Origin of the sequence: Microbacterium gorillae (genome assembly GCF_050990725.1) — a bacterium.
Lineage (GTDB): Bacteria > Actinomycetota > Actinomycetes > Actinomycetales > Microbacteriaceae > Microbacterium > Microbacterium gorillae_A.
Map to the genome: position 1 here is coordinate 1,033,941 of NZ_CP158844.1, position 17,452 is coordinate 1,051,392.

General features: G+C 68.3%; 14 protein-coding genes. 8 read left to right on the top strand and 6 right to left on the bottom strand.

Annotated features, from left to right (window positions below; genetic code table 11):
* Position 1: 1 nt before the first annotated feature.
* A complete protein-coding gene (locus tag ABTV68_RS04525) occupies positions 2-1,306 on the bottom strand; it encodes an ABC transporter permease subunit (protein WP_433677544.1) in 1,305 nt (434 codons plus the stop codon).
* Positions 1,307-1,625: 319 nt separating this feature from the next.
* Here ABTV68_RS04525 and guaB point away from each other — a divergent pair, with 319 nt between their 5' ends.
* Positions 1,626-3,122, top strand: a complete 1,497-nt coding sequence (gene guaB, locus ABTV68_RS04530) for an IMP dehydrogenase (RefSeq protein ID WP_433676429.1) — start codon at positions 1,626-1,628, stop codon at positions 3,120-3,122.
* A gap of 52 nt (positions 3,123-3,174) precedes the next feature.
* On the opposite strand, the gene ABTV68_RS04535 is transcribed toward guaB, so the two are convergent.
* Entirely contained in the window at positions 3,175-4,269 is a 1,095-nt protein-coding gene (locus ABTV68_RS04535) for an FAD-dependent oxidoreductase (protein WP_433676430.1), read from the bottom strand.
* Positions 4,270-4,378: 109 nt separating this feature from the next.
* Here ABTV68_RS04535 and ABTV68_RS04540 point away from each other — a divergent pair, with 109 nt between their 5' ends.
* On the top strand, positions 4,379-4,963 hold the full coding sequence (locus tag ABTV68_RS04540) for a GNAT family N-acetyltransferase (RefSeq protein WP_433676431.1): 585 nt from the start codon (positions 4,379-4,381) through the stop codon (positions 4,961-4,963).
* Here ABTV68_RS04540 and ABTV68_RS04545 read toward each other — a convergent pair.
* Positions 4,960-6,456: a SulP family inorganic anion transporter gene (locus ABTV68_RS04545; protein ID WP_433676432.1), complete on the bottom strand. Its 1,497-nt coding sequence runs from the start codon at positions 6,454-6,456 to the stop codon at positions 4,960-4,962. The genes ABTV68_RS04540 and ABTV68_RS04545 overlap by 4 nt on opposite strands.
* A gap of 315 nt (positions 6,457-6,771) precedes the next feature.
* Between ABTV68_RS04545 and ABTV68_RS04550 the strand changes: the two genes are divergently transcribed.
* On the top strand, positions 6,772-8,280 hold the full coding sequence (locus tag ABTV68_RS04550) for an MATE family efflux transporter (RefSeq protein WP_433676433.1): 1,509 nt from the start codon (positions 6,772-6,774) through the stop codon (positions 8,278-8,280).
* Positions 8,281-8,599: 319 nt separating this feature from the next.
* Here ABTV68_RS04550 and ABTV68_RS04555 read toward each other — a convergent pair whose 3' ends face one another.
* Entirely contained in the window at positions 8,600-9,694 is a 1,095-nt protein-coding gene (locus ABTV68_RS04555) for an ROK family protein (RefSeq protein WP_433676434.1), read from the bottom strand.
* Between the two features lie 105 nt (positions 9,695-9,799).
* Between ABTV68_RS04555 and xylA the strand changes: the two genes are divergently transcribed.
* The 5 genes from xylA (at position 9,800) to ABTV68_RS04580 (ending at position 16,008) form a co-directional block, all read left to right on the top strand.
* Positions 9,800-10,993 (top strand): xylose isomerase, encoded by a 1,194-nt coding sequence (gene xylA, locus ABTV68_RS04560; RefSeq protein WP_433676435.1) that lies wholly within the window; start codon positions 9,800-9,802, stop codon positions 10,991-10,993.
* The gene (gene xylB / locus ABTV68_RS04565; protein ID WP_433676436.1) at positions 10,986-12,329 is read left to right on the top strand and encodes a xylulokinase; all 1,344 of its coding nucleotides are present in this window, start codon (positions 10,986-10,988) and stop codon (positions 12,327-12,329) included. Before xylA ends, xylB begins: the two co-directional genes overlap by 8 nt.
* A 252-nt stretch (positions 12,330-12,581) precedes the next feature.
* On the top strand, positions 12,582-13,070 hold the full coding sequence (locus tag ABTV68_RS04570; protein ID WP_433676437.1) for a DUF3817 domain-containing protein: 489 nt from the start codon (positions 12,582-12,584) through the stop codon (positions 13,068-13,070).
* The gene (gene guaA, locus ABTV68_RS04575; protein ID WP_433676438.1) at positions 13,067-14,647 is read left to right on the top strand and encodes a glutamine-hydrolyzing GMP synthase; all 1,581 of its coding nucleotides are present in this window, start codon (positions 13,067-13,069) and stop codon (positions 14,645-14,647) included. The genes ABTV68_RS04570 and guaA overlap by 4 nt, the downstream gene beginning before the upstream one ends.
* Complete coding sequence (locus tag ABTV68_RS04580) at positions 14,647-16,008, top strand: glycosyltransferase (RefSeq protein ID WP_433676439.1); 1,362 nt, start codon at positions 14,647-14,649, stop codon at positions 16,006-16,008. Before guaA ends, ABTV68_RS04580 begins: the two co-directional genes overlap by 1 nt.
* 33 nt (positions 16,009-16,041) lie before the next feature.
* Here the strand turns inward: ABTV68_RS04580 and ABTV68_RS04585 are convergent, their stop codons facing one another.
* Positions 16,042-16,329, bottom strand: coding sequence for a hypothetical protein (locus tag ABTV68_RS04585; protein WP_433676440.1), 288 nt, complete (start codon positions 16,327-16,329; stop codon positions 16,042-16,044).
* Between the two features lie 80 nt (positions 16,330-16,409).
* Complete coding sequence (locus ABTV68_RS04590; protein ID WP_433676441.1) at positions 16,410-17,411, bottom strand: Bax inhibitor-1/YccA family protein; 1,002 nt, start codon at positions 17,409-17,411, stop codon at positions 16,410-16,412.
* Positions 17,412-17,452: the final 41 nt, after the last annotated feature.

A 17,452-nucleotide genomic window follows, 5' to 3' on the forward strand; every position in this document is an offset into this window, starting at 1 on the left:
GTCAGCCCAGCCTTTCCTTGCGGCCCAGCAGACCCTGCGGCCGTACCAGGAGGATGATGATCAGCACGACGAGGGCGCTGGCGTACTTCAGGTCGCTCGGGACGCCGAAGAGGGTGGACACCTCGACCACCAGACCGATGATCAGCGAGCCGACCAGCGCTCCGAACGCGGTACCGAGGCCACCGAGCGTGATGGCCGAGAAGATGAGCAGCAGCATGCCGGTGCCCATGTTCCACGTGATGCCCGGCCGGTAGTACGCCCACAGGATGCCGGCGACAGCGGCGAGCATGCCGGCGATCACCCACACGATGCGGATGACGCGGTCCACGTTGATGCCGGATGCCGCGGCCAGCTGCGGGTTGTCGGAGATGGCGCGCGTGGCCTTTCCGAGTCGGGTGCGCGTCAGGAAGTACGCCACGGCTCCGATGCACACGATGCAGACGATGATGCTGATGATGTCGACCCAGCTCAGCGCGATCGGACCGAACTTCATCGGCGCCATGTTCGCGCCTTCCAGCTGGAAGGTGCCGCCGCCGATGAAGAACTGGATCACGTAGCGCAGCGTGAGCGACAGGCCGATGCTCACGATCATGAGCTGCACGACGCCGAGCCCTCGTCGTCGGAGGGGCCGCCAGAGTCCGGCGTCCAGCGCCAGCCCGAGTGCCGCACCACCGATGACACCGGCGACGAGTCCTGCCCACAGGGGCAGGCTCCAGAAGGAGGTGAACACCAGCGAGACGAACGCCCCCCACGTGACGAGCTCGCCGTGCGCGAAGTTCGACAGACCCGTGGTGCCGTAGATCAGTGCCGCGCCGATGCCGGCCAGCGCCAGCAGCAGGCCGAACTGCAGGCCGTTGGAGATGCGCACGAGCAGCTGATCCGCGAAGGATTCCGTCACCCGCTCACCCTCACCGAGGAACATGTTGATGCGGACGGTGTTGGTGAGCTTGAAGACCACCTCCTTCTCCGCCCCGTCGGCGACGATCACCCCGTCGGGCAGGGTGGATTCGTCCACCGTGAGCGTGTACTCGGCCTTCTCGGGCACATAGAGCGTCCAGGCGCCCTCGGCATCTGTCTCGGTCTCACCGGAGAAGCCGTTGCCGTCGATCGAGAGCTTCACGCCTTCGAGCGGTTTCTCCTCGAACGTGATGAATCCCTTCACGACGAAGTCCGTGACGGTCTGTCCGTCGGGGGATTCGTCAGCGCGAGCGCTGCCGGCTGCGGCGAATACGGATGCGAACACGGCCGCGGCGGCCATGATCACAGCGATGAACAGGACCTGCCATTTGCGGCGGGGCCTGGCCATGGGAGTCGTGGAGCCCACGAACCCTCCTTCGTGTCGGGCGCGAAGCATCGGGATGCATCGACACTGATTGCGATGAGCGTAGACGCCAGTGAGCAATTGATCCAGCATTGTGGCGTTCTGTGGACAAATTGCAATCAAAATGGCTCGTTGCGGAGCGAAAAGCCAAGTGGTCTGGAGGAGTGGCCTGGACCGCGCCACGCCGGGAATTTTTCGCTCCTCGCGGACGCTTAGAATCAACAGAACGGGTCACCAGCCCGTAGCCGTCGCCGTCGACCCCCGCATGATCTGCGCCCATCGGCGCGAGAGGAGCCCCCCGTACATGGAACAGAACGATCCCTTCGGTTTCGTCGGACTGACCTACGACGATGTGCTCCTGTTGCCGGGGCACACCGATGTGATCCCGAGTGAGGCCGACACCTCCTCGCGACTGACCCGTCGTATCACGGTTGCGACGCCCCTGCTCTCGGCGGCGATGGACACCGTCACGGAGGCTCGCATGGCCATCGCCATGGCTCGCCAGGGCGGCATCGGGATTCTGCACCGCAACATGTCCATCGAGGACCAGGCCACGCAGGTCGACCGCGTCAAGCGCTCCGAGTCGGGCATGATCTCGGATCCGATCACCACGACGCCCGACGCCACCATCGCCGACGTGGACGCGCTGTGCGCCAAGTACCGCATCTCCGGGCTGCCCGTCGTCGATGAGACCGGGCACCTCGTGGGCATCGTCACCAACCGTGATATGCGCTTCGTGAGCGACAAGTCGATCACCCGGGTGAAGGACGTCATGACCAGCGAGGGCCTCATCACGGCTCCCGTGGGCATCCCGGCCGACGATGTGCTGGCGATCTTCGCCAAGCACCGTGTGGAGAAGCTCCCGCTGCTGGACGACGAGGGCAAGCTCGCCGGCCTCATCACCACCAAGGACTTCGACAAGAGCGAGAAGTACCCGCTCGCCACCAAGGACGACCAGGGTCGCCTTCGTGTCGGCGCGGCAATCGGCTTCTTCGGAGAGGCCTGGCAGCGTGCCGAAGCCCTCCGCGACGCGGGTGTGGACGTCATCGTGGTCGACACCGCCAACGGTGACTCGGCCGGTGTGGTCGACCTGATCAAGCGTCTCAAGGCGGACTCGACCTTCGATGCGATTGACATCGTCGGTGGCAACGTGGCGACTCGGGAAGGCGCGCAGGCGCTGGTCGACGCCGGTGCGGACGCCGTGAAGGTGGGCGTCGGTCCGGGTTCCATCTGCACCACGCGTGTCGTCGCCGGTGTCGGTGTGCCGCAGGTGACGGCGATCTACGAGGCTGCGAAGGCTGCGAAGCCCGCTGGTGTTCCGGTGATCGCCGACGGCGGTCTGCAGTACTCCGGTGACATCGCCAAGGCGCTCGTGGCTGGTGCCGACACCGTCATGATGGGGTCGCTGTTCGCCGGCACCGACGAGTCGCCCGGAGACGTGGTCTTCGTCAACGGCAAGCAGTTCAAGCAGTACCGCGGCATGGGCTCGCTCGGTGCGATGCAGACGCGTGGCAAGAAGACGTCCTACTCCAAGGACCGCTACTTCCAGGCGGATGTTCCCAGTGACGACAAGCTGATCCCCGAGGGCATCGAGGGCCAGGTCGCGTATCGCGGTCCGGTTGCCGCCGTCGCCTATCAGATGGTCGGTGGCCTGCGTCAGTCGATGTTCTACGTCGGTGCGCGCACCATCGAGGAGCTGCAGGCCAAGGGCAAGTTCGTCCGCATCACGGCCGCAGGCCTCAAGGAGAGCCACCCGCACGACGTGCAGATCGTGGTCGAGGCGCCGAACTACCGCAAGTGATCGTGTCGCGAACGGCCCGGGAGATGATCTCCCGGGCCGTTCGTGCGTTCGCTCACTTCGTGCGCGCCGGCCGTTCGACGCGACGGAAGAGAGCCGCGGCGCGGTAGTCGTCGTCGCGGGCGAGACGCGCGAGGGTCTCGCCGATGGCCGGAGCGAACTTGAAGCCGTGACCGGAGAAGCCTGCGCCCACCACGATCCGGTCATATCGGTCGAGGTGGAAGTCCTCGTCCGTGGTTGACGTGTACGTGCAGCTGACGAGCTCGGCCGAGTCCGGATCGAGGCCCGGAAACCACTCGCGGACGTAGTCGCGCAGCTGCGCGAGCGAGTGAGACTCATGTGGGCGCCGGGCCGGGTCAACCTCGTGCCCCACCAGGTGGAAGCCGACCTTGACGCCTTCGCCCGGTGCGGGCATGCCGTAGACATCGGCGGGCCAGGGCGCGCCGAGGAGGTGGTTGAACGAGGGCCAGACCGCGTCGCGCAGCGGACGGAAGTGCGCCGGATGCTCCTCCGTGACGCGGAGCTCCGGCATCGGGATGTCGCGGGGAACGAGGGAGCGTGTCCAGGCTCCCGCGGTGATGACGACGCGGTCCGCCGCGATCTGTGAACCGTCGGCGAGCGTCACCTGTCCTTCCGGCGAGACAGCGCGTACCGGGGTGTTCCAGCGGACCTCGCCCCCGGCGGCCAGGATGCCCTCCTCGAACTGGCGCAGGGCCGCCGAGGCGCGGATCACGCCGGAGGATTCGGACAGCAGCACCGGGTCGGTGAATCTCATGCCCGTGAAGCGCGCGCTTGCATCGGCTGGCTCCAGCAGGCGGGAGGCGAATCCGCGCGCGGCGTGCGCGCGCTGCACGGGGACGAGGCGATCGATCGGTCCCTGGTTGACCAGTCCGTGCGGGCGCAGCAGGGGTTCATCGAGGCCCGCGGAGAGGTCGTCCCACAGCTCGCGGGCCCGTACCAGCAGGTCGAGATACTCGTCGCGGGAGTACGCGTCGTTGAAGTTGCGCGTGTGACCGTGGGAGGCGCCCTCATGGTGTCCGCGCGCGAAGCGCTCCAGCACGATCGGGTGCGACCCAGCACGGGCGAGTGCCCATCCGGTCGCCAGTCCCATCACGCCGCCGCCGACCACGACGATCACTCCCGTTGCCATGCCGGCCACCTTCCTCGTGTCGCGATGCTAACGCGGCGGGGCGTGAGGCCTGGCTCGGACGTCATCGGGTGCCACGTGGCGACCCAGCGGCGCATGCTAGACAGGTTTCATGACCTCTCCCGGTATCGGCTGGCCGCGTTCGGCGGGAGCGTTGGAACTCCGCCTCCCCACCATCGACTCTCTGGATCGCGTGCTGACGTGGCGCAACGAGCCCGCTGTTACCGCCTGGCTCCTCACGACAGAGGTGGAGCCGGACGCATTCCGCCAGACCTGGTTGGACGCCATCGCAGACCCGAACGACCACTCGGCGATCGCGTTCCTCGGAGACGACGTGGTGGGCACCGCTTCACTGTGGCGGACGGACGCCATGGGACAGAGCCACGTTCCCGACGGCCCGTGGCGCGGAGCCGAGGCCGGGATCGGTTACCTCATCGATCCGGCATACGCGGGACGAGGCTTCGCCACCGACATCGGCCGGGCGCTGCTCGCGCTGGCCTTCGATGACCTCGGCGTGCATCGCGTGACGGCGGGATGCTACGCGGATAACCACGGTTCCTGGCGCGTGATGGAGAAGCTCGGCATGCGTCGCGAGCAGCATGGCGTGCGTGATTCCTGGCATGCCGAGCACGGCTGGGTCGACGGCTACACCTACGCGATCCTCGCTGAGGAGTGGCGGGCGCAGAAGCCGAGCTAGCCCAGCCCTCCGGAGAGGCGGGCGTGGAAGGCGCTGGTGCCGGGGTTCATTCCGATGATCTCCACAGTGGTGCCGTGCTGTGCGTACTTCGTCTCGATGGCATCAAGCGCGGCGACCGACGACGCATCCCAGATGTGCGACCCGCTGAGGTCGATGACGACCCGGTTCGGGTCCGTGGCGTACTCGAACATCGTGGTGAGGTCGTTGCTGGAGGCGAACAGCAGCTGGCCGGTGACGGCGTAGCGGGCGACATCGCCCTCCGCATCGGCCACGACATCGCGGTGCACCTCCACCAGGTGCGCCACCCGGCGGACGAACATCACGCTTGCGGCCAGGACGCCGGCGACGACGCCGACCGCGAGATTGTGCGTCGCCACCACGGCGATCACGGTGATCACCATCACCGCGGTCTCGCTCTTGGGTAGTCGCCGCAGTGTCGCGGGGGTGATCGAGTGCCAGTCGAAGGTCGCCACGCACACCATGATCATCACCGCGACGAGGGCGGCCATCGGAATCATGGCGACGATGCCGCCGAGCGTGACGACGAGGATCAGCAGGAACACCCCGGCGAGGAAGGTCGAGATGCGCGTGCGCGCCCCTGACACCTTCACGTTGATCATTGTCTGTCCGATCATCGCGCAGCCTCCCATGCCGCCGAAGAAGCCGGAGACGATGTTCGCGACCCCTTGACCCCAGGACTCACGCGTCTTGTTCGAGCGCGTGTCGGTGACGTCGTCGACGAGCTTCGCGGTCATCAGGGACTCCATGAGACCGACCAGTGCCATCGCGAGGGCATACGGGCCGATGATCGAGAGAGTCTCGATGGTCAGCGGCACCTGAGGAAGGAACAGCTCGGGAAGGCTGCGGGGGAGCTCACCCTGATCGCCCACGGTCGGCACGTGCAGGTTCAGCAGGATGACCGCACCGGTCACCAACACGATGCACACCAGCGGCGCGGGGACCACCCGCGTGACGCGCGGCAGGAGCACGAGGATCAGCAGTCCGGCCGCCACCAGCGGGTACACGGCCCAGGGCACGTCGATCAGGTGTGGCAGCTGCGCGAGGAACACGAGGATGGCGAGGGCGTTCACGAACCCGACCATGACGCTGCGCGGGATGAAGCGCATGAGGCGGGCGACTCCGAGCAGCGCCAGCACGATCTGCAGCACGCCTGCCAACAGCACGGTGGCGATGAAGTAGTCCATGCCGTGTTCGCGCATCACCGGCGCGATGACGAGCGCGACGGCTCCGGTCGCCGCGCTGATCATCGCCGGCCGACCGCCGACGAAAGCGATCGTGACCGCCATGATGAACGACGAGAACAGGCCCACCTTGGGATCGACGCCCGCGATGATGGAGAACGAGATCGCCTCCGGGATGAGTGCCAGCGCCACGACGAGGCCCGCCAGCACTTCGCGCACCAGCAGACGTGGGGTGCGCAGCGCGGTGAGCACCGTCGGCTCGGCGCGATAGCGCGCGACAGAGGTCGTCATGGCGGGTCTCCAGGTCGGACCGGGCGGGGCCTGCCGCGATCGAGGGTGTGCGCGTCGGAGGGCGCACAGGAACACTAACGCAACGTCCGGGCAGCCATGATCCTCGCGCGCGGAAAATCAGGGATCGAATCGTTTCGTTCTGGGGCCGAATCGTGGGAGCATAGAACCGGTCCCGACGAGCGGCGGTACGCCGTCGCCTGCTCGAGCGGCAACGGACCACCCGCCCCACCGGCCGATTTCCGCCCCCCCGGAATCGGTTCCTTCGGTGACGGCGGACGCCCGCCCCCGATCCGACTCCCTCTCCCAGAAAGTGTCATGTCTCAGTCGCTCACCGCGGGCAGCCCCTGGCGCGTCATCCTCGCATTCACCATCCCCCTCCTCATCGGCAACGCCGTCCAGCAGCTCTACCAGTTCGTCGACACGGTGGTGGTCGGTCGTCACCTCGGTGTCGACTCCCTCGCTGCCGTCGGCGCCACGGGCAGCTTCATCTTCTTTCTCCTCGGGTTCGCCTGGGGAATGACCGCCGGCTTCGCCATTCCCACCGCGCAGGCCTACGGTGCGCAGAACGCCGCGGCGGTGCGTCGGTCCGTGGCCACCGGTGCGATCCTCACCGGTGTCGTCAGCCTGCTCATCACGGCGGCCGCCCCGTTCTTCTCCGAATGGGCGCTGCGCATGCTGAACACGCCGGAGATCCTGATGCCAGAGGCGACGGTCTTCACCGTCATCAGCTTCCTCGGCACCGGTGCCACGATGTTCTTCAACTTCCTCTCCGCGGCCATCCGCGCGATCGGCGACTCCCGCACTCCGCTGGTGTTCCTCGTCCTGGCGTGCCTGCTGAACGTGCTGCTGGTCGTCGTCTTCGTCGCCGTGTTCGACTGGGGCGTGGCAGGTGCCGCGCTCGCCACCGTGATCTCGCAGCTGGTGTCGGTGCTGCTGTGCCTGCTGTATGTCAAGGCGCGTCTGCCCGAACTGCACCTGAAGCGCGAGGATTGGCGGATCACCTCCGACGACGTCCGCGAGCACCTGCGACTCGGTCTGCCGATGGGATTCCAGGCCTCCATCATCTCGATCGGCGCCATCGCCGTGCAGGTCCGACTCAACGGCCTCGGTGCCGACGCGGTGGCGGCGTACACCACGGCGATGCGGGTCGACTCGCTCGCCAGCGCCTTCCTCGCCTCGCTGGGCCTTGCCACGTCGATGTTCGTGGCGCAGAACTTGGGTGCCGGTCGCCCGGATCGCATCCGCCGCGGTGTCGTGCAGGCGGTGTGGATGACCCTCATCGGGTCGGCGGCGCTCGGCGCGGTGATGATCGTCTTCGGTGGCCCGCTCGTGCACCTGTTCATCGGTGACGAGGCCGCTGGTGTCGCCGATCTCGCTGTGATCACCCTCGTGATCAACGGGGTCGCGTACTGGATCCTGGGTGTGCTGTTCGTGCTGCGTGGCGCGCTGCAGGGCCTCGGGAGCGCGATCATCCCGACGATCACCGGCATGATCGAGCTCGGCATGCGCGTGCTCGCCGCCGTCGCCCTCGGTGCCGTCTGGGGCTATGTCGGTGTGGCGTGGTCGAACCCGCTGGCCTGGATCGGTGCCGTCGTCGTCCTGGTGCCGGCGTATCTGCACGCGCGCCGCGCGCTCGCGGCGATGCCGGTGCGGACGGGAGAGCCCGCGACCGACACCACGCCGATCGCCGTGGTGGGGCCGATCGACGGCTCGCGCACGGTGGATGCGGTGGTGACGCAGCCGATCCCCGTCGTGCGCCGTCGATTCTGGGCCCGCCCCCGCGCCGTTGCTCCGTCGCGCCCCCGCTCCCGCGTTCGCGACTGACCCGCGTCCGCGGCTGACGTCACGCGGGGCCGTGTTGCGCGCCCCGGTGTCGTGCTGACGTCGGTCGCGCTGACGTCCGTCGCGCTGACGTGAGTCGCGTTTCCTCGCTGGTGTGGCTGATCCGGGTACAGCTGATCGGTGGGTGGCTGATCCCGCACTTCTGATCCCGCGAGACTTCCGTCTGTGGGCGAGAATCCCCGCAAAGCGTCGATTGTCGCCCACAGACGGAAGTCTCGCGGTGAGGTGACCGGCGTGGGTGACGTGGCGTGAGCGGGTGCGTGGGGTATGCGGGTGTGTGGGGTACGCGGGTGCGCGGGGGTCAGGGGAGGAGGGCGTCGTCGGCGAGCAGGTCGGCGAAAGCGAGCTCGGCGGCACCGATGAAGAGCCGGTCGTCGGCGAGCGCCGCGGGAAGCACCGCGAAGGCTGGATCATTCGGACGGATGCACTGCGCGGCGATCTCGTCGCGCAGCTCCTCCGCGTCACGCCCTTCGCCGAGGAGCGGTGCCAGTGTTCCACCGAGCACCACGACACCCGTGTCAAGAATGGACACCGCGGTAGCGATGGTGGCCGCGAGGATCCGCCGCCGGCGCGCGCGCTCCGTCGCCGCGTCGTCGTGGGCGGGTGCGCGGAGTTCGTCCTCGAATGCTCCCGTGTCCGTTCGGCGATCCTCGGGCACGGTGAACGGCGACACGATGTGCCCGAACTCGCCGGAGAATCCCGAGACTCCACGCAGCAGGCGCCCATCCGTGATGATCCCGCCACCGATACCGGACGGACCGCCGTTGAGGTAGACCATGTCGCTGCGACCTGTGCCGGAGCCGAATCGATGCTCAGCGAGCGCGCCGAGCGACGCATCGTTCCCGATGCGCGCCGCGAGCCCGCTCGTACCGGCGACGAGGTCGGCAAGCGGTTCGTCGACCCAGCCGAGGTGAGGAGCGTTCGCGACCACGCCCGTGTCGCTCACGAGTCCGGGCACGGCGAGTCCGACACCGACGAATCGAGCCGTGGACAGGTCGGCGCTGCGCCACTCGGCGATGGTCGCCGCGACGATGCTGGCGACCTGCTGCGGAGTGGGTGGGGCGTCCAGGTCCACCGTTGCGCGGGCGCGGACCGCGAGGTCCAGGCCGACCGCGGCGAGGCGGACCGCGTCCACCTCCGGGTTGACGGCGATCGCGACAACGTCGGACGACGCGGACACCACGGGGGAGGGGCGGCCCACGCGACGCGTCTGGGCCGGATCGTGCTCAGCGGCGAGCCCCGCCTCCGTCAATGCCGAAACCAGCGAGGCGATGGTGGACCGATTGAGACCGGTGTCCGCGGTGAGCTGGGCCCGCGATCGCGCCCCCTCGCGATGGAGGATCGTCAGCAGCCGAGGCAGATTGTCGCTGCCCGGGGTGGTCGACGCCTGATCCATGTGCCTCCTTCGCGAACACTTCAGTGTGACAGGGGTTGCGCTCACGATCTTCTCGCAATATGTTGTGCATCACAACATATACCGATTTCCCCGAAGGGCGAGACGATGACGACCACCCCCACCCGCGAAGACCGCTTCTCATTCGGTCTCTGGACCATCGGCTACAACGGCGCCGATCCCTTCGGCGGACCGACCCGGCCGGCACTGGACGTCGTGCACGCCGTCGAGAAGCTCTCCGAGCTCGGCGCGTACGGCCTGACGTTCCACGACGACGACCTGTTCGCCTTCGGATCCACGGACGCCGAGCGCCAGACGCAGATCGACCGACTCAAGGGTGCCCTCGCAGACACCGGCCTCGTGGTTCCGATGGTCACCACCAACCTGTTCTCCGCTCCGGTCTTCAAGGACGGCGGCTTCACCTCCAACGACCGCGCGGTTCGTCGCTTCGCGCTGCGCAAGGTGCTGCGCAACCTCGACCTCGCCGCCGAGCTGGGTGCGAAGACGTTCGTGATGTGGGGCGGTCGTGAGGGCGCCGAGTACGACTCCGCGAAGGACGTGCGCGCGGCGCTGGAGCGCTATCGCGAGGCCGTGAACCTGCTCGGCGACTACGTGACCGACAAGGGCTACGACATCCGCTTCGCGATCGAGCCGAAGCCGAACGAGCCCCGCGGCGACATCCTGCTGCCGACGGTGGGTCACGCGCTGGCGTTTATCGACTCGCTGGAGCGTCCGGAGCTGGTGGGCCTGAACCCCGAGGTCGGCCACGAGCAGATGGCCGGGCTGAACTTCGCGGCCGGCATCGCGCAGGCGCTGTACCACGACAAGCTCTTCCACATCGACCTCAACGGTCAGCGCGGCATCAAGTACGACCAGGACCTCGTGTTCGGTCACGGCGACCTGCACAACGCGTTCGCCCTGGTCGACCTGCTGGAGCACGGCGGTGCCGACGGCGGCCCCGCGTACACGGGCCCGCGTCACTTCGACTACAAGCCGAGCCGCACCGAGGACGAGACCGGCGTCTGGGACTCCGCCGCCGCGAACATGCGCATGTACCTGCTGCTGAAGGAGCGCGCGGCCGCCTTCCGCGCGGACCCCGAGGTTCAGGAAGCACTGGCCGCCGCGCGCGTGGACGAACTGCGTCAGAACACCCTGTCCGACGGCGAGACCTACAACGACCTGCTCGCGGACCGGTCCGCTTACGAGGACTTCGACGCGAACGCCTACTTCGGCGGTCGCGGATTCGGCTTCGTTCGCCTGCAGCAGCTCGCCGCCGAGCACCTGATGGGTGCGCGTGGCTGAGCAGACGCTCGTCGCGGGAATCGATTCGTCCACGCAGTCCTGCAAGGTGGTCGTCGTCGATGCCGCCACGGGGGAGGTCGTCCGTCAGGGACGGGCGGCCCACCCCGACGGCACCGAGGTGGATCCCGCGCACTGGTGGCGGGCGCTGATCGAGGCGATCGCCGACGCCGGTGGCGTGTCCGACGTCGCCGCGGTGTCGGTCGGCGGACAGCAGCACGGGATGGTGGTGCTGGACGCCAACTGCGAGGTGATCCGTCCCGCCCTGTTGTGGAACGACACGCGCTCCGCCGGCGCTGCGGAGGAGCTCATCGGCGAGTTCGGTGCTGAGGCTCTTGCGCAGCGCACGGGACTGGTGCCGGTGGCCTCCTTCACCGCGACGAAGCTGCGGTGGCTGCGCGATGCGGAGCCGGAGGCCGCGGCGCGCGTCGCTGCCGTCGCCCTGCCGCACGACTGGCTGACGTGGCGGCTGCGCGGGTACGGGCCACGCGGCACGTCTCCGCTGGGGCCGGTGCTCGACGAGCTGGTCACCGATCGCTCCGATGCCTCCGGCACAGGCTATTGGGATCCCGCGACCGACGGCTACGATCGCGAACTGCTGATCGCGGCGCTGGGTCACGACGCCGTGCTGCCGCGCGTTCTCGGTGCGGACGAATCGGTGCGTGTCGCGGCCGCGACCGACGCCGGATTCGCGGCGGAGACCGTGGTCGCCCCCGGCGCCGGCGATAACGCGGCCGCCGCGCTGGGTGTGGGTGCCGGAATCGGAGACGCCGTGGTGTCGATCGGCACCAGCGGAACGGTGTTCGCGGTGAGCGCCGAGCGTACGGTCGATGCGTCGGGCACCGTCGCCGGCTTCGCGTCGGCGGACGGGGCATTCCTGCCCCTGGTCGCTACCCTCAACGCGGCTCGCGTGCTGACGGTGACCGCCGCACTGCTCGGCGTGGACGTGGACGAGCTGAGCAGTCTCGCTCTGGCGGCCGAGGCGGGGGCGGGCGGGCTCACGCTCGTGCCGTACTTCGAGGGGGAGCGCACCCCGAACCTTCCCGATGCGACCGCCTCGCTCACCGGGATGACGCTCGCATCGACCACCCGTGAAAACCTGGCTCGGGCCGCGGTGGAGGGGATGCTCGGCGGCCTTGCCGCGGGTCTCGACGCGCTTCGTGATCTCGGCGTGCCCCTGCAGCGGGTGCTGCTGATCGGCGGCGGCGCGCGATCGGCCGCCGTGCAGTCGATCGCCCCCGCTGTCCTCGGTCTGCCGGTGGAGGTGCCTGCTCCCGCAGAGTACGTCGCCCTCGGCGCTGCCCGCCAGGCCGCTGCCGCCCTCCAGCGCACTCCTTGACGCTAGACGACAACGGCACCCCATAACCCGCGAGACTTCCGTCTGTGGGCGAGAATCCGCGCAACGCGGCGATTCTCACCCACAGACGGAAGTCTCGCGGGGGTCACGGGGGCCTTGGGGACGACGGAGGTCTCGCGCGCGACGGGGGAGCGACGGGGGAGCGACGGGGGAGCGACGGGGGAGCCGTCACGCCCGGCGGAGGGGAGGCGCGCACCGATCGGGCGGTCAGGAACGAGCGGCTAGACTAGGGGCATGCCCGCACCCAAACTCGCCACCTTCCCGGCGATCCGCGGAGCGCTGAAGTTCTACCAGATCGCCTCGATCATCACGGGTGTCTTCCTGCTGCTGCTCTGCGTCGAGATGGTGCTGAAGTACACCCCGATCCACCTGGAGCTGTTCCTCGGCGATCCGTCCGGCCTGATCGCACTCAAGCCTGTCGTCGAGACGGCGAACGGCCTGGAATCCACCGGTCAGGGCTTCAACGTGTCGCTCGCGATCCTCGTGGTTCACGGCTGGTTCTACGTCGTGTACCTCTTCGCTTGCTTCCGCATCTGGTCCCTGATGCGCTGGCAGTTCCCGCGCTTCATCATGCTCGCCCTCGGCGGTGTCATTCCGCTGCTCTCCTTCTTCATGGAGGCGCGCGTGGCACGCGACGTCAAGGCCTACCTCGCCAAGCGCGAGGCGGACGAGGCGGCATCCGCATCCGTTACCCCCACTCCAGCCACGGAAGGCAGCAAGTGACCGAGACCCCCGAAACCGCGCAGCGGCCGGTTCTGGTCGTCGATTTCGGCGCCCAGTATGCGCAGCTGATCGCACGTCGTGTGCGCGAAGCCGGCGTCTACAGCGAGATCGTGCCGCACACCGCGACCGCGGCGGACATCGCCGCGAAGAACCCGCTCGGACTCATCCTCTCCGGCGGCCCGTCGTCGGTGTACGAGGAGGGTGCCCCGAAGCTCGACCCGGCGGTGTTCGACCTCGAGGTTCCGACGCTTGGCATCTGCTACGGCTTCCAGTACATGGCCCAGGTTCTCGGCGGAGAGGTGGCGGCCACCGGCCTGCGCGAGTACGGCGCGACCGATGCCACCACGAGCACCGACAGCGTCATCCTGCAGGGTGTGCCCGTGGAGCAGAACGTGTGGATGAGTCACGGCGACTCGGTCGCGAAGGCACCCGAGGGCTTCACAGTGAACGCTTCGACCGCGGGCGCTCCCGTGGCCGCGTTCAGCAACGACGAGAAGAAGTTCTACGGCGTGCAGTGGCACCCCGAGGTGAAGCACTCGACCCACGGTCAGGCGATCATCGAGAACTTCCTGCACCGCGCCGCCGGTCTTCCCGCCGACTGGAACAGCGACAACGTCATCGCCGAGCAGGTCGAGCGCATCCGCACCCAGGTGGGTTCGGCTCGCGTGATCTCCGCGCTGTCCGGCGGCGTCGACTCCGCCGTGTCCACCGCGCTGGTGCACAAGGCGGTGGGCGACCAGCTCATCGCGGTGTTCGTGGACCACGGACTTCTGCGCAAGGGCGAGCGCGAGCAGGTGGAGAACGACTACGTCGCCTCCACCGGAGTGCGCCTGGTCACCGTCGATGCCCGCCAGCAGTTCCTCGACGCCCTGGCCGGAGTCACCGACCCGGAGACCAAGCGCAAGATCATCGGCCGCGAGTTCATCCGCTCGTTCGAGGCCGTGCAGCGCCAGCTGGTCGACGAGGCCAAGGAAGCCGGCGAGCCGATCAAGTTCCTGGTCCAGGGCACCCTGTACCCGGACGTGGTCGAGTCCGGCGGCGGCGCTGGCACCGCGAACATCAAGAGCCACCACAACGTGGGCGGCCTCCCGGAGGACATGCAGTTCGAGCTCGTGGAACCCCTGCGCACCCTCTTCAAGGACGAGGTCCGTGCGATCGGTCGTGAGCTGGGCCTGCCCGAGGCGATCGTCTCGCGTCAGCCCTTCCCCGGCCCCGGTCTCGGCATTCGCATCATCGGCGAGGTGACCCAGGATCGACTGGACCTGCTCCGCGACGCCGATGCCATCGCCCGCGAGGAGCTCACCGCCGCTGGTCTCGACAACGAGATCTGGCAGTGCCCGGTGGTGCTGCTCGCCGACGTCCGCTCGGTGGGCGTGCAGGGCGACGGCCGCACCTACGGCCACCCGATCGTGCTTCGTCCGGTCTCCAGCGAGGACGCGATGACCGCCGACTGGTCGCGCCTGCCGTACGACGTGCTGTCCAAGATCTCCAACCGCATCACCAACGAGGTGCGCGATGTCAACCGCGTCGTGCTGGACGTCACGTCCAAGCCGCCGGGGACCATCGAGTGGGAGTGATGTCGTCGAAGCACCTGGCCGCGCCCGCGGTCAGGTGCTTCGTGCTTGCGTCCCGGCTGATCCCGGACCTGGACGGCGGGTTCTGCCGCGCTGTTCTCGGCCGAGCACGCGATCTCCTCGATGCCGGGATCGAGGCCGAGTTGCTGACCGTGGATCCGGGGACCGTTGCGGATCACGACGCACACCGCGCCGAGTTCGTCCGCCGTGGTGAGCTGGATCGGCCGGAGCGGCTCCGGAATCTGTTCGACGAGGCCGTGGCGGATCCGTCGTGGCTTCGGGCGGCCGCTCGACCGGGCGAACCAGATCCGTCGCTGGAGTACCGATCGATTCCCGAGACGGCCCCGATCATCGAACTGCCCGTGATTGTCGGCGACCCGGACTGGCATCTGAGCACGGCACCAGTGGTGGTGCGCGCGGCGGACGGCTCGGTGGCGGGGGTGCTCGACGGCTTCGGAGGCCTGTACCGGGCGTGGCTCGACCACATCCTGGCGACCACGGGCGATGACCGACCGAGCGTGGTGATCATCGAAGCGCGCCAGCTGGGGGAGCTGTTTGTCGAGTGGGATTCGCCCGCGAAACTCGTGCACACCACGCACACTGCTCACATCGGGGAGCCATACACGCCGGACGCTCCAATCCTCCCGCTCTGGCAGCGCTGGCTGGATGTGGCTGGTGCGTTCGACGCGGTGGTCTGGCTGACCGCCGCGCAGCGGGACGACGTGATCGCGCGCTTCGGCGGGGATCGGATCGATGAGGTGCTGCCGTTCGGAGTCACAGCCGTTGCGACGCCGCGCCGCTCGGAACAGCGCGACCGGCACCGTGGGGTGATGGTGAACCGCCTCGCCCCGGGCAAGCGGCTCGATCACGCCGTGCGCACCTGGCGTCGCGTGGTCGACCAGCTGCCCGACGCGGTCCTCGACATCTACGGCGAGGGTCCGTCGCGCCCGGCGATCGAGGCGCTGATCGCCGAGCTTGGTCTGACGGGTCGTGTGATCCTGCACGGCCAGATCTCGGACCCCGATACGGTGCTGGATGATCCGGCGGTGCTGCTGCTCACCACGGCGTTCGAGGGTCAGGGGCTCGCGGTGCTGGAAGCGCTCGCGCACGGTACGCCAGTGGTGAGTTACGACGTCCGGTACGGGCCTGCGGAAGCGCTTGGCGATGGCGGCGGCGTGCTCATCACATCGGGGGACGAGTCGGCGTTCGCTGACGCGGTCCTGCGCGTACTGACGGACGACGAGCTGCACGCGCGGCTGGTCGACGAGGCGCACCGGGCGGCCCAGTCGCGCTCCCGAGCCGCCACCACCGAGGCGCTGGTGCGCCTGCTGGCGGATGTTGCGGAGCGTCCGCGCCGTCGCTGACGTTCCCGGCACGGACGTTCACCGCGCTGAGGCTCAGGCCTCGGCGATCTCCGCGAACAGCTCCTCGACGCGTTGACGCTCCCAGTCGAGCACCGGGTTGTCGGCGTGCGGCGCCATGTTCTCGACGGCTGCGTCGAGGATGTCCTGCGCCGCATCCGGATCCGCGAAGCTCACGAGCTCACCGAGAGCCACCGCCGCCTGGCAGCCGACCACGGTGCTCGGGTCGGCGTCGACCACCTCGCGCAGCAGGGCTTCCGCCTTCTCGAACTGCTTGCGATCGGCGAGCATGAGGGCGCGCTGGAACTTGACCTGCTGATTCACTCTTCCAGTCTCCACCCTCCCGGCAGAAACGACGAACGGGGCCGGAAGAATCCGGCCCCGTTCGCTGCAAGGGGTGAGGGTTACTCGTTGCCTCGCGCGATCGCGATGATGCGCAGGATCTCGACGTACAGCCACACGACCGTCACCATGACGCCGAAGGCGGCGTACCAGGCGAGGTTACGGGGAGCGCCGTTGCGGACGCCCTGCTGGATGCCGTCGAAGTCGAGCACCAGCGAGTAGGCGGCCATGATGACGACGAGCACACCGATGATGAGGCCGAGCGGGACGCCGAAACCGGCGATGTTGAGCGTCGCGCTGTACATGCCGAAGCCCTCCCTCAGCACGCCGGTCCACATGAGGATCAGGTTGAGCAGCGAGAACACCAGGTAACCGACCATGGCGATCAGGAAGATCTTGGTGGCGCGCTTGCTGGCACGGATCTTGCCGCTCGCGAAGAGCGCGAGAGTCACACCGACCACGGCGATCGTGGCGAGCGTGGCCTGCATGACCACACCAGGCCAGAACGCCTCGAACGTGGCGGAGATGGCACCGATGAACAGACCCTCGAGCGCGGCGTAGGCGAAGATCAGAGCGGGACGGACCTTCTTGCGCGAGGTGAAGGTCACCACCATCGCCAGGACGAATCCGCCGAGCGCACCGAGCATCCACGGGACCATGTTGGTCGGCTGCCGGTACGTCACATCGATTCCGCCAGCTGCCCACACCCAGCCGACCACCGCGGTGACCAGCAGCACGCCGAAGAGCGCCGCCGTCTTCCAGATGGTGTCTTCGTAGGTCATGCGGCCGTGGTCGATCGCGCTGGCCGGGGGAGCGGCGTACATGCCCTCCAGGTTGGCCTGCACCGCCGCGTTCTGAGCTGCCTGCTGGGAGGCTGCCCACTGCGCGTTCTGGCCGGCGGCCTGCGGGTTCGGGGCGTACGGCTGTCCGTTCAGGGTGTAGCCGGCCTGCGCGGGCGGCGGCACGAGTCCAGTCGTCTGCGCTCCCGCAGGAGCAACCGGAACGGCGGGAGCATTACGCTCCTGGAACGCCGAGTTGCTGAAGATCGGGTTTCGAAGGGCCATTGCGGCTCACGCTCCAATGCTGTGTGTCAAGGACACGGTGT